The sequence below is a fragment of the Streptomyces yongxingensis genome, from assembly GCF_055597465.1.
In genome coordinates, this window is record NZ_CM145717.1 from 9,404,454 (window position 1) to 9,424,614 (window position 20,161).

The 20,161-nt window shown below is 72.7% G+C and carries 16 protein-coding genes and 1 pseudogene; 14 read left to right on the forward strand and 3 right to left on the reverse strand.

The window, feature by feature from the left end:
• Window positions 1-105 precede the first annotated feature (105 nt).
• From ACZ6TD_RS40255 to ACZ6TD_RS40280, 6 genes are all read left to right on the forward strand, one after another.
• A complete protein-coding gene (locus tag ACZ6TD_RS40255) occupies window positions 106-1,662 on the forward strand; it encodes a phytoene desaturase family protein (RefSeq protein ID WP_471346108.1) in 1,557 nt (518 codons plus the stop codon).
• A gap of 120 nt (window positions 1,663-1,782) precedes the next feature.
• Window positions 1,783-2,886 (forward strand): NAD(P)H-dependent flavin oxidoreductase, encoded by a 1,104-nt coding sequence (locus tag ACZ6TD_RS40260; RefSeq protein WP_471346110.1) that lies wholly within the window; start codon window positions 1,783-1,785, stop codon window positions 2,884-2,886.
• 93 nt (window positions 2,887-2,979) lie between these two features.
• Window positions 2,980-4,551 carry an acyl-CoA synthetase gene (locus ACZ6TD_RS40265; RefSeq protein WP_471346112.1) on the forward strand — a complete coding sequence of 524 codons (1,572 nt, stop codon included), beginning with the start codon at window positions 2,980-2,982 and terminating at the stop codon, window positions 4,549-4,551.
• Between the two features lie 89 nt (window positions 4,552-4,640).
• Entirely contained in the window at window positions 4,641-5,066 is a 426-nt protein-coding gene (locus tag ACZ6TD_RS40270; protein ID WP_471346114.1) for an Hsp20/alpha crystallin family protein, read from the forward strand.
• A gap of 40 nt (window positions 5,067-5,106) precedes the next feature.
• Window positions 5,107-5,553 carry a DUF2267 domain-containing protein gene (locus tag ACZ6TD_RS40275; protein WP_471346116.1) on the forward strand — a complete coding sequence of 149 codons (447 nt, stop codon included), beginning with the start codon at window positions 5,107-5,109 and terminating at the stop codon, window positions 5,551-5,553.
• Window positions 5,554-5,705: 152 nt separating this feature from the next.
• Window positions 5,706-6,311, forward strand: coding sequence for a chorismate mutase (locus tag ACZ6TD_RS40280; RefSeq protein ID WP_471346117.1), 606 nt, complete (start codon window positions 5,706-5,708; stop codon window positions 6,309-6,311).
• 8 nt (window positions 6,312-6,319) lie between these two features.
• Here ACZ6TD_RS40280 and ACZ6TD_RS40285 read toward each other — a convergent pair whose 3' ends face one another.
• Together ACZ6TD_RS40285 and ACZ6TD_RS40290 are read right to left on the reverse strand one after the other, a co-directional pair.
• A complete protein-coding gene (locus ACZ6TD_RS40285; protein ID WP_471358483.1) occupies window positions 6,320-6,838 on the reverse strand; it encodes a GNAT family N-acetyltransferase in 519 nt (172 codons plus the stop codon).
• Window positions 6,839-6,889: 51 nt separating this feature from the next.
• Window positions 6,890-8,509, reverse strand: a complete 1,620-nt coding sequence (locus tag ACZ6TD_RS40290; RefSeq protein WP_471346119.1) for an acyl-CoA synthetase — start codon at window positions 8,507-8,509, stop codon at window positions 6,890-6,892.
• A 165-nt stretch (window positions 8,510-8,674) separates the two neighbouring features.
• On the opposite strand from ACZ6TD_RS40290, the gene ACZ6TD_RS40295 reads away from it, so the two are divergent.
• From ACZ6TD_RS40295 to ACZ6TD_RS40320, 6 genes are all read left to right on the forward strand, one after another.
• Window positions 8,675-9,481 (forward strand): crotonase/enoyl-CoA hydratase family protein, encoded by an 807-nt coding sequence (locus ACZ6TD_RS40295; RefSeq protein ID WP_471346121.1) that lies wholly within the window; start codon window positions 8,675-8,677, stop codon window positions 9,479-9,481.
• A gap of 59 nt (window positions 9,482-9,540) precedes the next feature.
• Complete coding sequence (locus ACZ6TD_RS40300; RefSeq protein ID WP_471346123.1) at window positions 9,541-10,500, forward strand: Zn-ribbon domain-containing OB-fold protein; 960 nt, start codon at window positions 9,541-9,543, stop codon at window positions 10,498-10,500.
• Window positions 10,501-11,577, forward strand: coding sequence for a thiolase domain-containing protein (locus tag ACZ6TD_RS40305; RefSeq protein WP_471346125.1), 1,077 nt, complete (start codon window positions 10,501-10,503; stop codon window positions 11,575-11,577).
• Window positions 11,574-12,740 (forward strand): thiolase domain-containing protein, encoded by a 1,167-nt coding sequence (locus ACZ6TD_RS40310; protein ID WP_020873529.1) that lies wholly within the window; start codon window positions 11,574-11,576, stop codon window positions 12,738-12,740. The genes ACZ6TD_RS40305 and ACZ6TD_RS40310 overlap by 4 nt, the downstream gene beginning before the upstream one ends.
• A gap of 93 nt (window positions 12,741-12,833) precedes the next feature.
• The gene (locus ACZ6TD_RS40315; protein WP_037958670.1) at window positions 12,834-13,079 is read left to right on the forward strand and encodes a DUF397 domain-containing protein; all 246 of its coding nucleotides are present in this window, start codon (window positions 12,834-12,836) and stop codon (window positions 13,077-13,079) included.
• 341 nt (window positions 13,080-13,420) lie between these two features.
• Window positions 13,421-15,253 (forward strand): AMP-dependent synthetase/ligase, encoded by a 1,833-nt coding sequence (locus tag ACZ6TD_RS40320; RefSeq protein WP_471346127.1) that lies wholly within the window; start codon window positions 13,421-13,423, stop codon window positions 15,251-15,253.
• On the opposite strand, the gene ACZ6TD_RS40325 is transcribed toward ACZ6TD_RS40320, so the two are convergent.
• On the reverse strand, window positions 15,241-16,395 hold the full coding sequence (locus tag ACZ6TD_RS40325; RefSeq protein WP_471346129.1) for an isoafricanol synthase: 1,155 nt from the start codon (window positions 16,393-16,395) through the stop codon (window positions 15,241-15,243). The genes ACZ6TD_RS40320 and ACZ6TD_RS40325 overlap by 13 nt on opposite strands.
• Before the next feature lie 252 nt (window positions 16,396-16,647).
• Between ACZ6TD_RS40325 and ACZ6TD_RS40330 the strand changes: the two are divergent.
• Both ACZ6TD_RS40330 and ACZ6TD_RS40335 read left to right on the forward strand, forming a co-directional pair.
• A pseudogene (locus tag ACZ6TD_RS40330) lies at window positions 16,648-19,575 on the forward strand (ATP-binding protein).
• A 61-nt stretch (window positions 19,576-19,636) separates the two neighbouring features.
• On the forward strand, window positions 19,637-20,137 hold the full coding sequence (locus ACZ6TD_RS40335) for a hypothetical protein (RefSeq protein WP_020873536.1): 501 nt from the start codon (window positions 19,637-19,639) through the stop codon (window positions 20,135-20,137).
• The last annotated feature ends 24 nt before the right edge of the window (window positions 20,138-20,161 follow it).

The window sequence follows — 20,161 nt, forward strand, 5'->3', positions numbered from 1 at the left end:
CCCCGGCGGCCTCGCGGCAGGCGTCCCCCCCCCCCGGCGGCCTGGCCCCGGAGCTGCCCCCGGTGCGGCCTGGCCCCGGCGATCACCGCGTGCTAACCAGAGGGCATGTCTCACAGCGATGCGTACGACGTCGTCATCGTCGGCGGTGGTCACAACGGTCTGGTCGCCGCCGCGTACCTCGCCCGCGCCGGGCGGAGCGTGCTGGTGCTCGAGCGCCTCGGCCACACCGGTGGCGCGGCCGTGTCCGCGCGGCCTTATCCCGGGGTGGACGCACGGCTGTCGCGCTACTCCTACCTGGTCAGCCTGTTGCCGCGGCGGATCGTCGACGACCTCGGACTGCGCTTCGCGGTGCGCAAGCGCGCGGTGTCCTCGTACACGCCCGACGTCCGGGGCGGGCGCCCCACCGGGCTGCTGGTGGACACCGCCGCCACCGGCCGGACGCGCGCCGCGTTCGAGCGGCTGACCGGGTCGGACCGGGAGTACGCGTCCTGGGAGCGGTTCTACGGCATGACCCAGCGCGTCGCCGAGCGGGTCTTTCCCACGCTGACCGAGCCGCTGCCCAGCCGGGAGGAGCTGCGGGCGCGGATCGGGGACGACGCGGCGTGGCAGGCGCTGTTCGAGCGGCCGCTGGGGGAGGCGATCGAGGCCGCGTTCGACGACGACCTCGTCCGGGGCGTGGTCCTCACCGACGCGCTCATCGGCACCTTCGCGCGGGCCCACGACCCGTCGCTGCGTCAGAACCGCTGCTTCCTCTACCACGTGATCGGCGGCGGCACCGGCGACTGGGACGTGCCCGTCGGCGGCATGGGCGCGCTCACCGACGCCCTCGCCGACGCCGCCCGCGCGGCGGGCGCGCGGATCGCGACCGGGCGTGAGGTCACGTCGATCGCCACCGACGGCACCTCGGCGGAGGTGCGGTACGAGGGCGAGGCGGGGGAGGGCACCGCGGCCGCCCGGCACGTGCTCGTCGGGGCCGCACCGCGCGAGCTGGCCCGGCTGCTGGGCGAGGAGCCGCCCGCGCCGCCCGCCGAAGGGGCGCAGCTCAAGGTGAACATGCTGCTGCGCAGGCTGCCCGCGCTGCGCGACCGCGAGGTGGACCCGCGCGAGGCGTTCTCCGGGACGTTCCACATCGCCGAGGGGTACGGCGCCCTGGAGGAGGCGTACCACCAGGCGGCCGCAGGGGAGCTGCCGCACCGGCCGCCGTCGGAGATCTACTGCCACTCGTTGACCGATCCGTCGATCCTCGGCCCGGAGCTCGCGCGCGAGGGCTATCAGACCCTGACCCTGTTCGGACTGCACACCCCCGCCCGGCTGTTCACCGAGGACAACGACGCGGCGCGCACCGCGCTGCTGCGCGCCACCCTCGCGGAGCTGGACGCCCATCTGGCCGAGCCGATCACCGACTGTCTGGCGCATGACGCCGACGGGCGGCCGTGCATCGAGGCCAAGACCCCGCTGGACCTGGACGCCGACCTGCGGCTGCCCGGCGGCAACATCTTCCACCGGGACCTGGCCTTCCCGTACGCCCAGGAGGGCACCGGCCGCTGGGGCGTGGAGACGCGCCACGCCAATGTGCTGCTGTGCGGCGCGGGCGCGGTGCGCGGCGGCGGGGTGAGCGGAATCCCCGGGCACAACGCGGCCATGGCGGTGCTGGAGAAGTGACCCCCGGGAGCCCCCCGCGGTCCCTCCGGACGGCCCGGTGCGCGGTTTTCTTGCTCCGAATCTGACGTAGCGTCAGAAAAACTCTTCCTTCGTCCGGCGCCCTGCGGCATCCTGCCGCCCATGCAGACGGAGCTGAGCACAAGGCTGGGTGTCGAGCACGCCGTCTTCGGTTTCACGCCGTTCCCCGCCGTGGCCGCGGCGATCAGCAGGGCCGGCGGCTTCGGTGTGCTCGGCGCGGTCCGCTACGGCGCGGGCGAGGAGCTGGCCCGCGACCTCGACTGGATGGAGGCGCACACCGACGGCAGACCGTACGGCCTGGACGTCGTGATGCCCGCGAAGAAGGTGGAGGGGGTCACCGAGGCCGATATCGAGGCGATGATCCCCGAGGGCCACCGCGCCTTCGTCCGGGACACCCTCGCCAAGCACGGCGTCCCCGAGCTCGCCGAGGGCGAGGCGTCCGGCTGGCGGATCACCGGCTGGCTCGAGCAGGTGGCCCGCGGCCAGCTCGACGTGGCCTTCGACTACCCCGTGAAACTCCTGGCCAACGCCCTGGGCTCACCCCCGGCCGATGTCGTGGCCCGCGCCCATGACCACGGCATCCTGGTGGCCGCCCTCGCGGGCAGCGCCCGCCACGCCCTCCACCACAAGGAGGCGGGGCTCGATGTCATCGTCGCCCAGGGCTATGAGGCGGGCGGCCACACCGGCGAGATCGCCTCCATGGTGCTCACCCCCGAGGTGGTGCGGGCCGTGGACCCGCTGCCGGTGCTCGCCGCGGGCGGCATCGGCAGCGGTGAGCAGATCGCCGCCGGGTTGGCGCTGGGCGCCCAGGGCGTGTGGATCGGCTCCCTCTGGCTCACCACCGAGGAGGCCGAACTGCATTCGGCGGCCCTCACCCGCAAGCTGCTGGCGGCCGGATCCGGGGACACCGTGCGCTCCCGCGCCCTCACCGGCAAACCCGCCCGCCAACTGCGCACCGAGTGGACCGACGCGTGGGAGGACCCGGACGGCCCGGGTCCGCTGCCCATGCCGCTCCAGGGGCTGCTGGTGGCCGAGGCCGTCTCGCGCATCCAGAAGTACGAGGTGGAGCCGCTGCTCGGGACGCCGGTCGGCCAGATCGTCGGCCGGATGGACTCCGTCCGCCCGGTGCGAGCGGTCTTCGACGAGCTGACCCGCGGCTTCGAGCGCGCCATCGACCGCGTCAACCGCATCGCCGGACGCGTCTGACCGCGCCCGCCCCGCACACCCCCGTTCCACCACCCCGTCCACCCCTGTTCGACATTCCCCTGACCCCGCCGTCAGAAGGAGGACCGGACCGCCATGTCCCCTACACCCAACGGCTTCTGGGCCCAGGCCGCGCTCGAGCCCGACCGCACCGTGCTCATCGCCCCGGACGGCGAGGAGTGGACCGCCGGGCGGCTGCACAGCGCGTGCAACCGGCTCGTCGGCGGGCTGCGCGCCGCCGGACTGCGCCGCGGCGACGCCCTGGCGGTCGTCCTGCCCAACGGGGTGGAGTTCTTCGTCGCCGCGCTCGCCGCCACCCAGGCCGGGCTCTACCTGGTGCCGGTCAACCACCATCTGGTCGGCCCCGAGATCGCCTGGATCGTCTCCGACTCCGGCGCCAAGGTGCTGATCGCCCATGAGCGCTACGGCGGGCAGGCCGCCGCGGCCGCCGACGAGGCCGGGCTGCCCGCGTCCCACCGCTACGCGGTCGGCGCCATCGACGGCTTCCGCCCGTACGCCGAACTCCTCGAGGGGCAGCCGGAGGAGCCGCCCGCCGACCGGGAGCTGGGCTGGGTGATGAACTACACCTCCGGCACCACGGGCCGGCCGCGCGGCATCCGCCGTGCGCTGACCGGAAAGCTCCCCGAGGAGAGCCACCTCGGCGGCTTCCTGCGGTTCTTCGGCATCAGGCCGCGCGCCGAGGAGCCCGACCACGTCCATCTGGTGTGCTCACCGCTCTACCACACCGCCGTCCTGCAGTTCGCGAGCTCGTCGCTGCACATCGGCCATCCCCTGGTGCTCATGGACAAGTGGACGCCCCAGGAGATGCTGCGCCTGATCGACACCCACCGCTGTACCCACACCCATATGGTGCCCACCCAGTTCCACCGGCTGCTCGCCCTCCCCGACGAGGTCAAGCGCTCGTACGACGTCTCGTCGATGCGCCACGCCATCCACGGCGCCGCGCCCTGCCCCGACCACGTCAAGCGGGGAATGATCGACTGGTGGGGCGGCTGTGTCGAGGAGTACTACGCGGCCAGCGAGGGCGGCGGCGCCTTCGCCACCGCCGAGGACTGGCTGAAGAAGCCGGGGACCGTCGGCCGCCCCTGGCCGATCAGCGAGATCGCCATCTTCGACGACGAGGGAACCCGGCTCCCGGCCGGTGAACTCGGCACCGTCTACATGAAGATGAGCACCGGGGGCTTCGCCTACCACAAGGACAGGTCCAAGACCGAGAAGAACCGCATCGGCGACTTCTTCACCGTCGGCGACCTCGGCCTCCTGGACGAGGACGGCTATCTCTATCTCCGCGACCGCAAGATCGACCTGATCATCTCCGGCGGGGTCAACATCTACCCCGCCGAGATCGAGGCCGCGCTGCTCACCCATCCGGCCGTCGCCGACGCCGCCGCCTTCGGGATCCCCCACGAGGACTGGGGCGAGCAGGTCATCGCGGTCGTGGAGCCCGCCGAGGGGCATGCGCCGGGGCCCGGCCTGGCCGAGGAGATCCTCGCCCACTGCACCACCCGGCTCGCCAGGTACAAATGCCCCAAGTCGGTGGATTTCATTGCCGAGATGCCGCGCGACCCCAACGGCAAGCTCTACAAGCGGCGGCTGCGCGAGCCGTACTGGGAAGGCGCGGTCGACGCAGGTCAGGCCCCGCATTGAGCGTGGGGTTGTCAACTTAATGTCGGTCGCGCTATATAAAAAGGCATAGGGCATCGCACGCAGCGCGATACGAAAAGGAGTGATCTGTGATGCTCATGCGCACCGACGCCTTCCGGGAGCTCGACCGACTGTCCCAGCAGATGCTCGGCACCGCCGTACGGCCGGCCGCCATGCCGATGGACGCCTACCGCGCGGGCGACGAGTTCGTCGTCCACTTCGATCTCCCGGGCATCGATCCGGACACCATCGACCTCGATGTCGAGCGCAATGTGCTGACCGTCCGCGCCGAGCGCCGCTCCCCGGCCCCCGAGGGCGCCGAGATGATCGCCTCGGAGCGCCCCTCCGGCCTCCACACCCGTCAGCTCATCCTCGGGGACACCCTCGACACCGAGGGGATCGACGCCTCGTACGACGCGGGGGTCCTCACCCTGCGCCTGCCGATCTCGGAGAAGGCCAAGCCGCGCAAGATCAAGATCAGCGAGGGGACGGGCGCGCCCCGCCAGCTGACCGCCTGACGCATCCCCACCCCTTCACGAGAAAGGCACCTTCACACCCATGTTCCAGCAGCGTCGCCCGGGGCGGCAGGAGCCCGGTATGACGTACGACGAGCTGATCGAGGCGGTGCGGTACGACGGCCTCTACTCCACCCGGGAAAGGGCCGAGGAGGTCACCCGCACGGTGCTGGCCGCCCTGGGGCGCCAGCTCACCGGTGAGGAGCGGGTCGCCCTCGCCGCGGCACTGCCCCGGAGGGCGGCGCGGGTGCTCGCCGCCGAGATTCCCGGCTCCGAGCGGCTGACCGGCTGGGGGTTCGTCAAGGACATCGCCGCGCACACCCCCGGATCCACCCGGGCGACCGCCCGCTGGGACGCCGGATCGGTGCTGGGAATCGTCGGGCGGGTGGCGGGCCCGGAGCTGCTGCGCCGCATCCTCGGCCAACTGCCCGAGGGCTACGCCCTGCTGTTCGGCCAGGCCGAGCTGGCCCGGCCGCCCCAGCCCGCCTGAACCGGCCGGCGCTTACGGGGCCGGTTCCGCTCCCCGCGGGACCGGCCCCGTGGCGTGCTCGCGGTGGGCGCCCTATCGTTCCAGAACCCGCCACCCGGGCCGCCTGGACGATGGCGCGGGCCGCCCGTACCGCCGAGAGAGGATCCCCGCCCATGCGACCGCATCCGTCCCCGCGTCATGCGCTGATCGCCGTGCTGGCCGCCACCGTGCTGGCCACCGGGGCCACCGCCGCCGTCGCCGCACCGGCCGGCCCGGCCCGTGTCCAGCACGGCACCCTGCGGCCGCTGGTCGAACTGTCCGCGCAGCGGGTGCTGGTGGCCGATGAGGTCGCCGCCGCGAAGTGGGGCACGGACAGTCCGATCGACGACCCGGCGCGGGAGCGGGAGGTGCTGGAGGCGGTGGCGCGGCAGGCCGAGGAGCTGGGCGCCGACCCCGTGGCCACATCGAGGATCTTCCGCGACCAGATCGAGGCCAGCAAGGTCGTCCAGCGCGGCCTGTACAGCCGCTGGGACGCCGACCCCGCGCAGGCGCCCACCGAACGCCCCGACCTCGGCCGGGTCCGGCTGGAGATCAACCGGATCAACGGCGAACTCGTGCGCGCCATCGCGGACTCGGCGGCCGTGCGGGAGTCCCCCTCCTGCGTGGGACACCTCACGGCCGGGGCCGCCGCCGTGGTCCACGGGCGGCATCTGGACCCGCTGCACACCGTGGCGCTGGGCCGCTCGCTGCCGTCGGTGTGCGAGCGCGGAGCGCCGTAAGGCGGCGGTCAGGCCGCGGGGCGGTCGTTCAGGACGCGCTGGAAGAGCAGATGGTCCCGCCAGGCGCCGGCGATGTGCAGATAGTCCGGCGCCATGCCGATCCGGGTGAATCCGCAGCCCAGCAGGACGCGCTGGGACGGGACGTTCTCCACCAGTGTGCTGGCCTCGATCCGGTGCAGTCCGAGCCGCTCATCGGCCGTCCGGCAGACGGACCGGACGGCCAGGGTGGCCAGCCCGCGGCCGAGGTGCCCGGCGTCGATCCAGTAGCCCAGATGGGCGTTGCGCCAGGGCCCGAGGACGATGTGCGACAGCGTGACCGTGCCCAGGATCCGCTCGCCGCCGACCAGCACCCAGGGCACCATCCGGCCGGACTCCCACTGCTCCAGTTGGTCCCGCAGCCGGGCGGCCTGGCCGTCGGCGGTGAAGAAGCTCTCGTCCCGCCGTGGGCTGGAGGGGCGCAGATGCTCGCGGTTGCGCGTGTACGCGTCGGCGAGCGCCTGGGCGTCGTCCTCGACGGGGGTCCGCATCGTGATCCCGTCGGCCAGGGACACAGAAGAGGGAACGATCACCCGGTCAGCCTACGGGGTGTCCTGGTCCGCTCCCTCCGCCACCGCCCGCGCCCAGCGGTAGTCCGCCTTGCCGCTGGGGGAGCGCTGGATGCGGTCGGTGAAGACGACCGTACGGGGGATCTTGTAGCCCGCGAGCCGCTCCCGGCAGTGGTCGCGGACCGCGTCGGCGGTGAGTCCGGACGCCTCCGTACGGGGCTGGACGACGGCCGCGACGCGATGGCCCCAGCGGGTGTCCGGAACGCCCGCCACCAGCGCGTCGTACACATCCGGATGGGCCTTGAGGGCCTGTTCGACCTCCTCCGGATAGACCTTCTCGCCCCCGGTGTTGATGCACTGCGAACCGCGCCCGAGGACGGTGATCACACCGTTCTCGTCGACGGTCGCCATGTCGCCGAGCAGCACCCAGCGCTCCCCGTCCGCCTCGAAGAACGTCTCGGCGGTCTTCTTGGGGTCGTTGTAGTAGCCGAGCGGCACATGGCCGCGCTGGGCGATCCGGCCGGGCTCACCGGGCGCCACCGGGGCGAGGGTCGCCGGGTCCACCACCGTCGTCCGGGCGTTGACGCGCAGCCGGAAGCCCTTCTCGGGGCCGGAGTCGGCGGTGGCCGTGCCGTTGAACCCGGACTCCGAGGAGCCGAAGTTGTTCAACAGCAGGGTGTGCGGGGAGAGTTCGGCGAACTGGGCGCGTACGGTCTCCGAGAGGATCGCGCCCGAGCTGCTGACGCTGAGCAGCGAGGAGAGATCGGTGCCCTTGAGGGGGCCGGTCAGGGCGTCCACCAGGGGCCGCAGCATCGCGTCGCCGACCAGCGAGGCCGCGGTGACCTTCTCCTTCTCGATCGTCCTCAGCACCTCCTCCGGCACGAACTTCCGGTGCAGCACTACCTTCTGACCGAAGTTGAAGGCGATGAAGGCCGTAAGGGTGGAGGTTCCGTGCATCAGCGGCGGGGTGGGGAAGAAGACCAGTCCCTCGCCGCCCGCGGCCACCCGCTCGGCCAGCTCCTCCGGGCGCTCGACGGGCTGGCCGGTCGGGGCGCCGCCGCCAAGCCCGGAGAAGAAGAGGTCCTCCTGCCGCCAGACCACGCCCTTGGGCATCCCGGTGGTGCCGCCGGTGTAGATGATGAAGCGGTCGTCGGCGGACCGCGCCGGGAACCCGCGCTCGGGCGACCCGGACGCCTCGGCGTCGGTGAACGCCACGGACGGGCCGGTGCCGTCCCCGGGGCCGACCCGCACCAGATGGCGCAGGGTGCGGGTGTGGGGCAGCGCGGCGGCCACCCGCTCGCCGAACTCGGCGTCGTAGACCAGCGCGGCCAGCTCCGCGTCGCGGTAGAGGTAGACCAACTCGTCTTCGACGTAGCGGTAGTTGACGTTCACCGGCACCGCCCGGATCTTCAGGCAGGCCAGCGCGGTCTGGAGGTACTCCACGCCGTTGCACAGATGCAGTCCGACATGCTCGCCCGGGGCGATACCGCTGTCCATCAGATGGTGGCCGAGCCGGTTGGCGGCCGCGTCCAGCTGGGCGTAGCTGAGCCGTCGCTCGGCTCCGGTGCCGGGGTGGTCGAGGTAGACCAGCGCCTCTCTGCCGGGCACCGTGTCGACGATCGACTCGAACAGGTCGGCAAGGTTGTACTCCACGACTCCTCCTGACCCCTCGATCCGGCGGCTCGGCGCTCATTAGAGCCGCGCCGGGATGAGGTGGGAAGGCCCGCGGAACAAGAAATCTGACTGAGCATCAGATTTCTCTTGAAGTCGGTCCCCGGCTGCTGCAACCTGTTCTAGGTCTCGAGACGGGAGGACGTCGTGACAAGCGGGACCGAACACCTCATCGTCGAGCGCGTCGGCGCGACCCTGGTGCTCACCTTGAACCGGCCCGAGGCCAGGAACGCGCTCTCGCTGCCGATGCTGGTCGGGCTGTACGACGGCTGGACCGAGGCCGACGAGGACGACGCCGTGCGCTCCGTGGTGCTCACCGGCGCCGGCGGGGCCTTCTGCGCGGGAATGGACCTCAAGGCGCTCGCGGGCGGCGGCCGGATGGACGGACAGCACGTCCGCGACCGCCTCGCGGCCGACCCCGATCTGCACTGGAAGGCGATGCTCCGCCACCATCGGCCGCGCAAGCCGGTGATCGCCGCAGTCGAGGGCCCCTGTGTCGCGGGCGGCACCGAGATCCTCCAGGGCACCGACATCCGGGTCGCGGGCCGCGGCGCCACCTTCGGGCTCTTCGAGGTCCGGCGCGGGCTGTTCCCCATCGGCGGCTCCACCGTACGGCTGGCCCGCCAACTGCCCCGCACCCACGCCCTGGAGATGCTGCTCACCGGGCGCCCCTACCCGGCCGAGGAGGCGGCGCGGATCGGGCTGATCGGCCATGTCGTCCCGGACGGCACGGCGCTGGAGAAGGCCCTGGAGATCGCCGAACTGATCAACGCCAACGGCCCGCTGGCCGTCGAGGCGGTCAAGGCGTCCGTCTACGAGACCGCCGAGATGACCGAGACCGACGGCCTGAAGTCCGAACTCGAGCGCGGCTGGCCCATCTTCGACACCGCCGACGCCAAGGAGGGCTCGAAAGCCTTCGCGGAGAAACGGCCGCCGGTCTACCGCCGGGCGTGACCCCCACACCTCAGGCCGCCGCACCCACCCCGCGGCCGCTCGGAAGGAGACGCACCCCCATGACCCCGGCCCCCTCACCCGAGGTGCTCCAGGCGCCTCTGGTCGTCGAGTTCCCGTTCACCCGCTCCCTCGGCCCGGTCCAGAGCGCCTTCCTCACCGGACTGCGGACACGCACCGTGCTCGGCGTGCGCACCACCGATTCCCGGGTCCTGGTGCCGCCCGTCGAATACGACCCGGTCACCGCCGACGAGCTGTCCGACCTCGTCGAGGTCGCCCCCACCGGCACCGTCACCACCTGGGCCTGGAACCCCTCGCCGCGCCGCGGCCAGCCCCTGCGCACCCCCTTCGCCTGGGTGCTGGTGCGGCTGGACGGCGCGGACACCGCCCTCCTCCACGCCCTCGACGCACCCGGCCCCGACGCCGTGCGCACCGGGATGCGGGTGCGGATCCGCTGGGCCGGGGAGCGCGAGGGCGCCATCACCGACATCGCCTGCTTCGAGCCGTACGACGGCGCCGAGGGCGGCGAAGCCGTGCCGCACAGGGGTACGTTCACCGACCCCGTCAGCGGCATCGTGGCCCCCGCCCGCCTCGACTACACCTACGCGCCCGGCCGCGCCCAGTCGCGCTATCTGAGGGCCCTCGCCGACCGCACCACCTACGGGGAGCGCTGCCCGTCCTGCCGCAAGGTGTACGTCCCGCCCCGGGGCGCCTGCCCCACCTGCGGTGTCGCCACCGACGAGCAGGTGGAGGTCGGCCCGCGCGGCACGGTCACCACCTTCTGCATCGTGAACATCAAGGCCCGCAACCTCGACATCGAGGTGCCCTACGTCTACGCCCACATCGCCCTGGACGGCGCCGATCTGGCCCTCCACGCGCGCATCGGCGGCATCCCCTACGACGAGGTGCGCATGGGGCTGCGCGTGGAGCCCGTATGGAGCGAGGACGGCCGCTACCCCGACCACTACCGCCCCACCGGCGAACCCGACGCCGACTACGACACCTACAAGGAGATGTTGTAGATGCGAGAGGTGGCCATCGTCGCCTTCGGCCAGAGCGACCACCGGCGCGACACCGCGGAGACCTCCGAGGTCGAGATGCTGATGCCCGTCCTCCACCGGGTGCTCGACGCCGTCGGACTCCGGGCGGGCGAGATCGACTTCACCTGCTCCGGCTCCTGCGACTACCTGGCGGGCCGCGCCTTCTCCTTCACCATGGCCCTCGACGGCGTCGGCGCCTGGCCGCCCATCTCGGAGTCCCATGTGGAGATGGACGGCGCCTGGGCGCTGTACGAGGCATGGACGAGGCTGCTGACGGGCGAGGCCGAGACCGCGCTCGTCTACTCCTACGGCAAGTCCTCGCCCGGCGATCTGCGGGAGGTCCTCACCCGCCAGCTCGACCCGTACTACGTGGCGCCCCTGTGGCCGGACTCGGTCTCCCTCGCCGCGCTCCAGGCCCAGGCGCTGCTCGACGCGGAGGACACCGGGGACACCGTCGCAGACGAGCGGGCGCTGGCCGGGGTCGCGGCGCGCAGCCGGACCGCGGCCGAGGACAACCCCCATGCCCAGCTTGCCGGTTCACCGCCGCCCGAGGCCCTCCTGGACGAGCCGTATCTGGTGCGGCCGCTGCGCCGCCACGACTGCCCGCCGGTCGGCGACGGCGCGGCCGCCGTCGTGCTCGCCGCCGGGGACACCGCGCGCCGGCTCTGCCGCCGCCCCGCCTGGATCCGCGGCATGGACCACCGGACGGAGGCGCACGCCCTCGGCGTACGGGACCTCACCCGCTCCCCGTCCACCCGGCTCGCCGCCGAGCGCGCGGGTGCCTTCGAGACCCCCGTCGACCTCGCCGAACTGCATGCGCCCTTCACCTCGCAGGAGCTGATCCTCCGCCATGAGCTGCGGCTGGGGAAGGACGTACGCGTCAATCCGTCCGGCGGGGCGCTGGCCGCCAACCCCATGATGGCCGCCGGGCTGATCCGCCTCGGCGAGGCCGCCGCCGCCATCCACCGCGGCGCCGCCGACCGGGCCCTCGCCCACGCCACCTCGGGCCCTTGTCTCCAGCAGAACCTGGTGGCCGTCCTGGAAGGGGATGCCTCATGACGAAGGAGCCGGTGGCCGTCGTCGGGATCGGCCAGACCAAGCACACCGCCGCACGCCGGGACGTCTCCATCGCCGGGCTGGTCCGGGAGGCCGCCGTGCGGGCCCTGGAGGACGCCCAGTTGACCTGGTCGGACATCGACGCCGTCGTCATCGGCAAGGCCCCCGACTTCTTCGAGGGCGTGATGATGCCCGAGCTGTACCTCGCCGACGCGCTCGGCGCGGTCGGCAAGCCGATGCTGCGCGTGCACACCGCGGGCTCGGTCGGCGGCTCCACCGCGCTGGTGGCCGCGGGCCTGGTCGCCGCCCGTGTCCACCGGACCGTCCTCACCCTCGCCTTCGAGAAGCAGTCGGAGTCGAACGCCATGTGGGGGCTGTCCCTGCCCATCCCCTTCCAGCAGCCGCTGCTGGCCGGGGCGGGCGGCTTCTTCGCCCCGCACGTCCGGGCGTACATGCGGCGCACCGGCGCGCCCTCCGGCATCGGCGCCCTCGTGGCCTACAAGGACCGCCGCAACGCGCTGCGCAACCCCTACGCGCATCTCCACGAGCACGACCTGACGCTGGACCAGGTGCGGTCGTCCCCGATGCTGTGGGACCCCATCCGCTACTCCGAGACCTGCCCCTCCTCGGACGGCGCCTGCGCCATGGTGCTCACCGACCGCGCGGGCGCGGACCGTGCCCCGTATCCGCCCGCCTGGATGCACGGCGGCGCCATGCGCAGCGAGCCGACGCTCTTCGCGGGGAAGGACTTCGTCTCGCCGAGGGCCGGCCGGGACTGCGCGGCCGACGTCTACCGCCAGGCCGGGATCACCGACCCGCGCCGGGAGATCGACGCGGTGGAGATGTATGTGCCCTTCAGCTGGTACGAACCCATGTGGCTGGAGAACCTGGGCTTCGCGGACGAGGGGGAGGGCTGGAAGCTCACCGAGTCGGGGGTGACCGAGCTCGACGGCGAGCTTCCGGTCAACCCCTCGGGCGGGGTGCTGTCCACCAACCCCATCGGGGCGTCCGGCATGCTGCGGTTCGCCGAGGCCGCGCTCCAGGTGCGCGGGCGGGCGGGCGAACACCAGGTCGACGGCGCCCGTAAGGCGCTCGGCCACGCCTATGGCGGAGGCTCGCAGTTCTTCTCGATGTGGGTGGTCGCGGACACGTCACCCGCCGGTTGAGTCTCCTGCTCACTCCTCCTTTCGTGGCCTGTGCGGCACCGGTCACGATCGCTAGGGTGGGGCGCGGACGACGATCCGGGAGGATGAGCCGACGTGGCCGATACCACCACCACCGAACAGCCACTGACAGGAAGCGGCGAGAAGCCCGAACTCGACCTCTCGGGCGCCCAGTGGCAGTCGAGCAGCCAGGGCGTGGGCGATGTGGAGATCGCCTTCGTCGAGGGATTCATCGCGATGCGCCACGGCCGCCGTCCCGAGGGCCCGGCGCTGATCTTCACCCCGGCCGAGTGGCGCGCCTTCGTCCTGGGCGCGCGTGAGGGCGAGTTCGACCTCACCTGAACCGGGGAGGCTGATCGGGGCGGGCGGGTCCGGCCGGACCGGACGGCCCGCCCCGTAGTGCGTTATCGGCCAGGATCAGAACGCGGGGCGGCCTGATGGCGCCTCATATCGCGGGATAGGCCCTCCGGGCTCGTTTCCCGCGATTTCATCGCGGATTCGCCAAACCTTCACACCCCATGCCTCAACATGAGCGTGACTCACGGTAACACCGGCAGGTCGCGCCGGGTCTCCGTGGGCGGGACAGAATCGTCCACGCTCTATGCAGCCCCGGCCCCGGGAGGTAGTTTTCCCTCCCACCTCCCCGTTGTGCGGGGCGGAAAGTCGGCTGAAAAGGGGGTGTCGTGCGCGAATTCAGTCTCCCTCACATGGTGGAACCTCTGCGCGCGGGCGGGCTCGCGGACTCGGTGTACGAACTGGCGGACCGCGAACCGGACAGGATCCAGTTCGCCCGGCGCGACGCCGCCGACCGCGGCCAGTGGAATCCGGTGACCGCCGCGGCCTTCCGGGACGAGGTCCTGGCGCTGGCGAAGGGCCTGCTGGCCGAGGGAGTGCGGTTCGGTGACCGGGTGGCCCTGATGGCCCGGACGCGCTACGAGTGGACGCTGTTCAGCTATGCCCTGTGGTCCGTCGGCGCCCAGGTGGTGACCGTCTACCCCACCTCCTCGGCGGAGCAGGTGCGCTGGATCCTGGCCCAGACGCGGGCCGTGGCCGTGGTGGTGGAGGGCGAGGACGACACCATGACGGTCGGCGCCGTCTGCGACACCCTTCCCGCGCTGCGCTCCATCTGGCAGCTGGACCAGGGCTGCGTCACGGAGCTGTGGCGGCGCGGCGCCGGCGTCCACGAGGAACTGGTCACCGAGCGGCGCTGGCTCGTCGAACCGCGCGGTACGGCGGTCATCTGCTACACCTCGGGCACCACCGGACGGCCCCTGGGATGCATGATCACCCACGCCAATCTCGCCGCCGAATGCGACACCCTGTTCGCGGGCTGGAGCGGACTGTTCGCCGAGCCCGGACAGCGGCCCGCGATCCTCGCGTTCCTCCCGCTGGCGCACATCTACGGACTGATGGTCCAAGTGCTCTGTGTGCGGGGCGGCATCCTCATGGGGCACGAGCCCGAGCTCAGCCCGGCGTCGCTGCTGCCGTCCTTCCAGTCCTTCCACCCGACCTGCGTCTTCGCGGTGCCCTACATCTTCGAGCGGATCCTCGGAGCCGCCCGGACCGCCGCCCAGGACGCGGGCAAGGGCTCGCTCTTCGAGCGGGCCATGGACACGGCCGTGCGCTACGCCGCGGCGGTCGAGCAGCAGGCACAGGGCGCCGGGAAGGGGCCGGGCCCCGGGCTCAGAGCCGCCCACGCCGTCTTCGACCACATGGTCTACCGGCGGCTGAGAGCCGTCCTGGGCGGCCGGGTGCGCTACGCGGTCACCGGCGGCTCACCGTTCAGCCGGGAGCTGGGGCTGACGTTCGCGGGCGCCGGAATCACCGTCTACAACGGCTACGGCCTTACCGAGACCACCGCCGCCGTCACCGCGCAGCCGCCCGGCCGCCCCCGGCACGGCACCGTGGGCCGCCCGATGCCGGGCACGGCGGTGCGCATCGCGCCGGACGGCGAGGTATGGGTGCGCGGCGGCACCGTCTTCGCCGGCTACGTGGACGATCCCAAGGCCACCGGGGCCGCGCTGCGCGACGGCTGGCTGCGCACCGGAGACGTCGGATTCCTCGACGGCGAGGGCTATCTGACCATCACCGGCCGTAAGAAGGACATCATCATCACCAGCGGCGGCAAGAGCGTCTCCCCGCTGCCCCTGGAGGAGCGGCTGCGGGCGCATCCGCTGATCTCGCAGTGCGTCCTGGTGGGCGACAACCGCCCCTTCGTCGGGGCGCTGATCACCCTGGACGCCGAGATGCTGAGGCGCTGGCACCAGGTGGTCGACGCGCGGCTCCCGGTCGGCCGGGAGCACGCGTCGGCGAACAAGGCGCTGCACGCGGAGATCCAGCAGGCGGTCTCCACGGCGAACCTCTCGGTGTCCAGGGCTGAGTCGATCAGGGCCTTCCGTATCCTCCCGAACGAATTCACCGTGGCGGACGGGCTGTTGACGCCCTCGCTCAAACTGCGGCGCGACGCGGTGTACAAGGTCTGCGCCGCGCAGATCGAGCAGCTCTACGCGAACTGACCGGTCGGCGGCGCTACGGCGTCCGAGCGGTCGAGCGGCGCTACGCGAGCTGAGCCCCCGGTCAGCTGAGCCCAGGGCCGCTGCCGCCCCCCGCTGACCGCCTCGGTGCCCTGCTCGTCGTACCGGGCCGTACGCAGCGACCAGCCCAGATTGCCCGTCATCACATGCCGCATGCCGTCCACATAGCGTGCCACGGCGCGGTGGGTGTCCGGGTCGGCCCCCGCCTCGGCGAGCACCGCGGGCAGCCCGGCCGCGGTCTCCTCGAACCAGCGGTACCGGGCATTGGCCAGGTCGGCGATATGGCGTACCGCGTCCTCCAGTTCACCACCCGCGCGCTCCCACTGGACGATGACGCTGTTGTGGACGTCGCCGACGGCCAGCTCCTTGTCCAGGGAGGCGATGTCATTGGTGAAGACCACCACATCGTCCGTAGCCTCCCGCATCCGTTCCAGCGGGAAGCCGCCGTGCAGCGCGGGCGGCAGGGTGTAGCCGCCGAACGGCTCGTTCAGATCGAGACAGGGCTGTACGCCGATCGAGTGGCGCCGCAGCGCCAGTACGGCCTCCACCGTGCGCGGCGCGTCCGCGCCGCCGGCCCCGGGCAGCGCGCCGGTCCGCTCCAGGGCCTCGCGGTAGTAGGAGCGCAGGTATTCCAGCCAGTGGTGGCGGAAGCGGTCCCGCCACACCTGAGGCCGCCCGGAGTTGATCCGGCGCCACAGATCGCGGAAGCTCTCCAGCAGCGGCCCGTCGTCGCCGCCCGCCCTGCCGTGCGCCAGGTCCTCGTCGGTGATCCGTATGACGTCCGCCACCAGCCGCGCCACCGCCTCCGGACGGCAGCCCAGCTCCCCGTCGAACTGATCGTCGAAGACGAAGTACCAGCCCACGAGGTCACTGCCCAGGTTCAGGTCGGCGCCGGTCGCCCGGGGGTAGAACAGGCCCGCCAGCACGTCGAAGCGGAGCGCGTCGTACTCGGCGACGGACGCGTGGTCCTCGAAGACGCCGAACCGCGAGAGCCATTGGATGGTGTGGTGCCTGGCCGCCTCGGTGCCGGGACTGAGATCCGCGGAGGCCGGAAAGCCGAACAGGGCCGCCCGGCGCAGCAGTGCCGTCCGCCGGGCGTGTGGTCGCGCAGCGTGCGTGTGCATGAGTCGTGTCCGCCCCCTTCGTCGTTCGGGCGGCCCGAGCCCGCATATACCACGGGCGAAAGCGGTATCTGGCCAACCCGTTGAATCCGGTCATCCTCGCGTGCGCGACGTGGCATCGATAGAGGAGGTGGTGAATTGGCGTGTGCCACTGGCAATGCCCGGCGGAAATCCCCCCGTGGGGGAGCTACGCAGCGTGCCATCCGCGCTACGCTCGGCGTCACCTGCCGGAGGGGAAGCAACGTGGCGGAGTACATGAGCCAACAGAACCGGACGCGTCGGACACTGCTGGAGCGGGAGCGGGAGCTGCGCGCGGTGGACGCCGCGCTGACCGAACTGTGCGGCACGGATCCCGTCGACGGGGCCGACACCCGCAGCGGCGGAGTGATCGCCTTCGAGGGGCCCGGCGGCGTCGGCAAGACCGCGCTGCTCGGCGAGGCGCGCCGACGGGCCGCCGCCCGCGGCTGCACCGTGCTCCGGGCCCGCGGCGGCGAGCACGAACGGGGCGCGGCCTTCCACGTGGTGCGCCAGCTCTTCCAGCCGGTGCTCGCGGCGACCGGCGAGGACGAGCACCGCAGGATCCTCGGCGGCTGGTACGAGATCGTCGCGCCCGCGGTCGGCCTGGTGGTCTCGGGCCACGGCGGGGCACCCGATCCGCAGGGCGTCCGCGACGGCCTCGACTGGCTGGTGACCCGCTTCGCCGTGGAGCACGCCCCGGTCGTCATGATCCTCGACGATGTCCACTGGGCCGACCCCGAATCACTGGACTGGCTCATCCGGTTCGCCCCGCGCACCGCCGACCTGCCCCTGCTGCTCGCCGTCGGCTACCGCCCGGAGGACCTGACCGCCGACGTCGCCGCGATACGGACCCTGGTCGAGCGCCAGGGATCACGGCCGCATGTGCTGGCACCGCTCACCCCGAGCGGAGTCGGCAGGATCGTCCGTGAGGTCCTCGGGGACCACGCCGACGAGGCGTTCTGCCGTGAGTGCTGGGCGATGACCGGCGGCAACCCCTGGGAGGTCACCGAGCTCACCGCCAAGATCCGCGACCGCCGGCTGAAACCGCAGTCGGAGAACCTGCCCGCGCTGCGCGAGCTGGTCTCCTCGGCCAAGGACAGCGGGCTCAACGACCGGCTGACCCGTCTCGGCACCGCCGCCGTCCGCCTCGCCTGGGCCGTCGCCGTCCTCGGCATCGAGGCCACCCCGGCGCTGACCGCCAATGTCGCCGGGCTCAGCGAGACCGAGGCCGCCGATGTGGTGGCCCGGCTCGTCGACGCGCGGATCCTGGCCCCGCCGCGCCCCGGGAACGGCACCCGGCCCCTGGAGTACCTCCACCCGCTCATCGCCACCGCCGTCTACCAGGCCATCCCCGGCGCCCTGCGGGTGGCCATGCACGGTCAGGCCGCCACCGTGGTGCTCGGCGCGGGCCTGGGCTCCGCGGCCGCCGGCCGGCATCTGCTGGAGATGCACCCCGAGGGCGACCCCTGGGTGGTACGCCATCTGCGGGCGGCCGCCCAGGAATATCTGCGCGCCGGAGCCCCCGACGCCGGGCGCCGCTGTCTGGCCCGGGCCCTGCGCGAACCACCCGCCCTGGAGGAGCGCGCCGCCGTGCTGTACGAGCTGGGCTGCGCCGCCCAGCTCACCGAGCCCGACGTCACCGTCAACCATCTGCGGGCCGCGCTCGAGGAGCCCGCGCTCGGCCCCGAGCTGCGCGAGGCGATCACCTACCGGCTCGCCCAGGCGTACGGCCACAGCGGCCGGATGGAGGAGGCCGCCCGGGTCTTCGCCGACGAGGTCGGGCGGGCCACCAGCGCCCGCACCCGGCTGCGGATGCAGACCGAGCAGCTGATGTGGAACATGTTCCGCGCCGACGAGAAGGAGTCGCCCGCCCGCTCCCGGCGGCTCGCCCGGCTCGCCGACCACCTCACCGGCCGCGGCATGGCCGAGCGCTATCTGATGGGGCTGCGCGCCTGGGACGCGATGACGCGCGGAGAGCCGGTCGCCACCGCCCTGCACTACGCGGAAGAAGCCCTCGGCGACGGCCTCAGCTGGACCGACGACGACTGGGGCTTCGAGGTTCCCACCCTGGTGGCCCTGGTCTTCCTCCACTGCGACCAGCCCGGACGCGCCGAGGAGCTGTTCAACAAGGGCATCGCCGAATGCGAGCGCAAGGGCTGGCGCGGCTCCCACCTGGCGTTCGGCTTCACCCTCCTCGGCTACGCCCGTCTGCGCCGCGGCGCCCTCGGCGAGGCGGAGGAGCTGGCCCGTGAGGGGATGCGGATCGCCGACCTGGTGGGCTCCTCGACCCCCGCGCACTGGACCGCGGTCGGCACCCTCATCGGAACGCTGATCTGCCGGGGCCGGGTCCAGGAGGCGTAGGAGTTCGCGGCCCGGCACCGCGGCGAGACCCTGCCGCAGGCCACGCTCTGCCCCGATGTGCCGGCGGTCCGCGGCGAGCTGCTGCTGGCCACCAATCTGCACCGCGAGGCCCGGAGCCAGCTCACCGAGGTCGGCCGCCGCATGGACGGACGCGGTATGCGCAACCCCGCCTGGTGCCCCTGGCAGCTCCACCTCGCCCAGAGCCTCGCGCTGACCGATCCCCGGCAGGCCGCCGAGGTCGCCGACGACGCGGTGCGCCGCGCCCGTCAGTTCGGCACCCACTCCGCCATCGGAAAGGCGCTGCACACCGCCGCCACCGTGACCCAGGGGCCGGACCGGATCAAGCTGCTGGCCGAGGCCGTCAGCCATCTGATGCGGTCACCGGCCGCCTACGACCTGGCCGTGGCGCTGGTCGACCACGGCGCCGCGCTGCGCCGCATCGGCCTGCCCCAGGAGGCCGGCGACCGGCTCTACCGCGGTCTGGAGGGAGCCGTGCGCTGCGGGGCCGACGCGCTCGCGGCCCGGGCCCGTGACGAGCTGTCGGCGGCCGGGCTGCGCCCCATGCAACTGCGTGTCGATCACACCAGCCCGCTCACCTCACAGGAGCAGGCCGTCGCCGAGCGGGCCGCCGAGGGCTGGTCGGACGCCCGGATCGGCGAGGCCACGGGGCTGGAGGAGCGCGAGGTCGCCCGGCTGCTGTCCGATGTCTACCGTAAGGTCGGCACCGACCGGGCCGGGCTGGCCAAGCGGCTCATCACCCCCGCGGTCGGCCTTCCCCAGCGCCCGGCGCCCGACCCCGGATGAGGGGTGCGGCCCGGCCGCTCCCCGGCACGGCAACCGGCGCGCGGCCACGTACCATGTCGGCATGTCCTTCCTCCGCCGCCGCAGCGCCGCCACGCCCACCGGGCCGGACTTCGACGTCCTCGCCATGGACCCGGGAGACTGGCCCGGCGATCTCGGGGCGGGGCTGCTGCCCGCTCCGGACGGCACCTGCCAGGGCGTCTTCCTGCGCTACGACCTGTTCGGCGGCCGCGGCCCGGCGATGATCATCGGCAATCTGCCCGAGGGCTCCCCGGCCCGGGAGGTGGCCGAGGGCCAGCCGCCGTTCGAGGTGACCCAGCTGCTGGCGGCGCTGGGGAACGACGAGCCGGTTCAGGTGGTGGACACCGAGGACAGCCCGGTCATGCACGAGGACAATCTGCTCATCGTCCGCCGGATCAAGCTCTCCGAGGGCCGGATCTCCTGCGCCCAGTTCGACCGCAGCGACGGGGTGCTCGTCACCATCGCCAGCTGGGACCGGCCGATCACCGACGATCTGTACCGGCTGCTCAAGCCGCTGCCCGCGGAGATGTTCCAGCAGCGCTGAGAGAAGCAGCGCCGAGACCTTCGC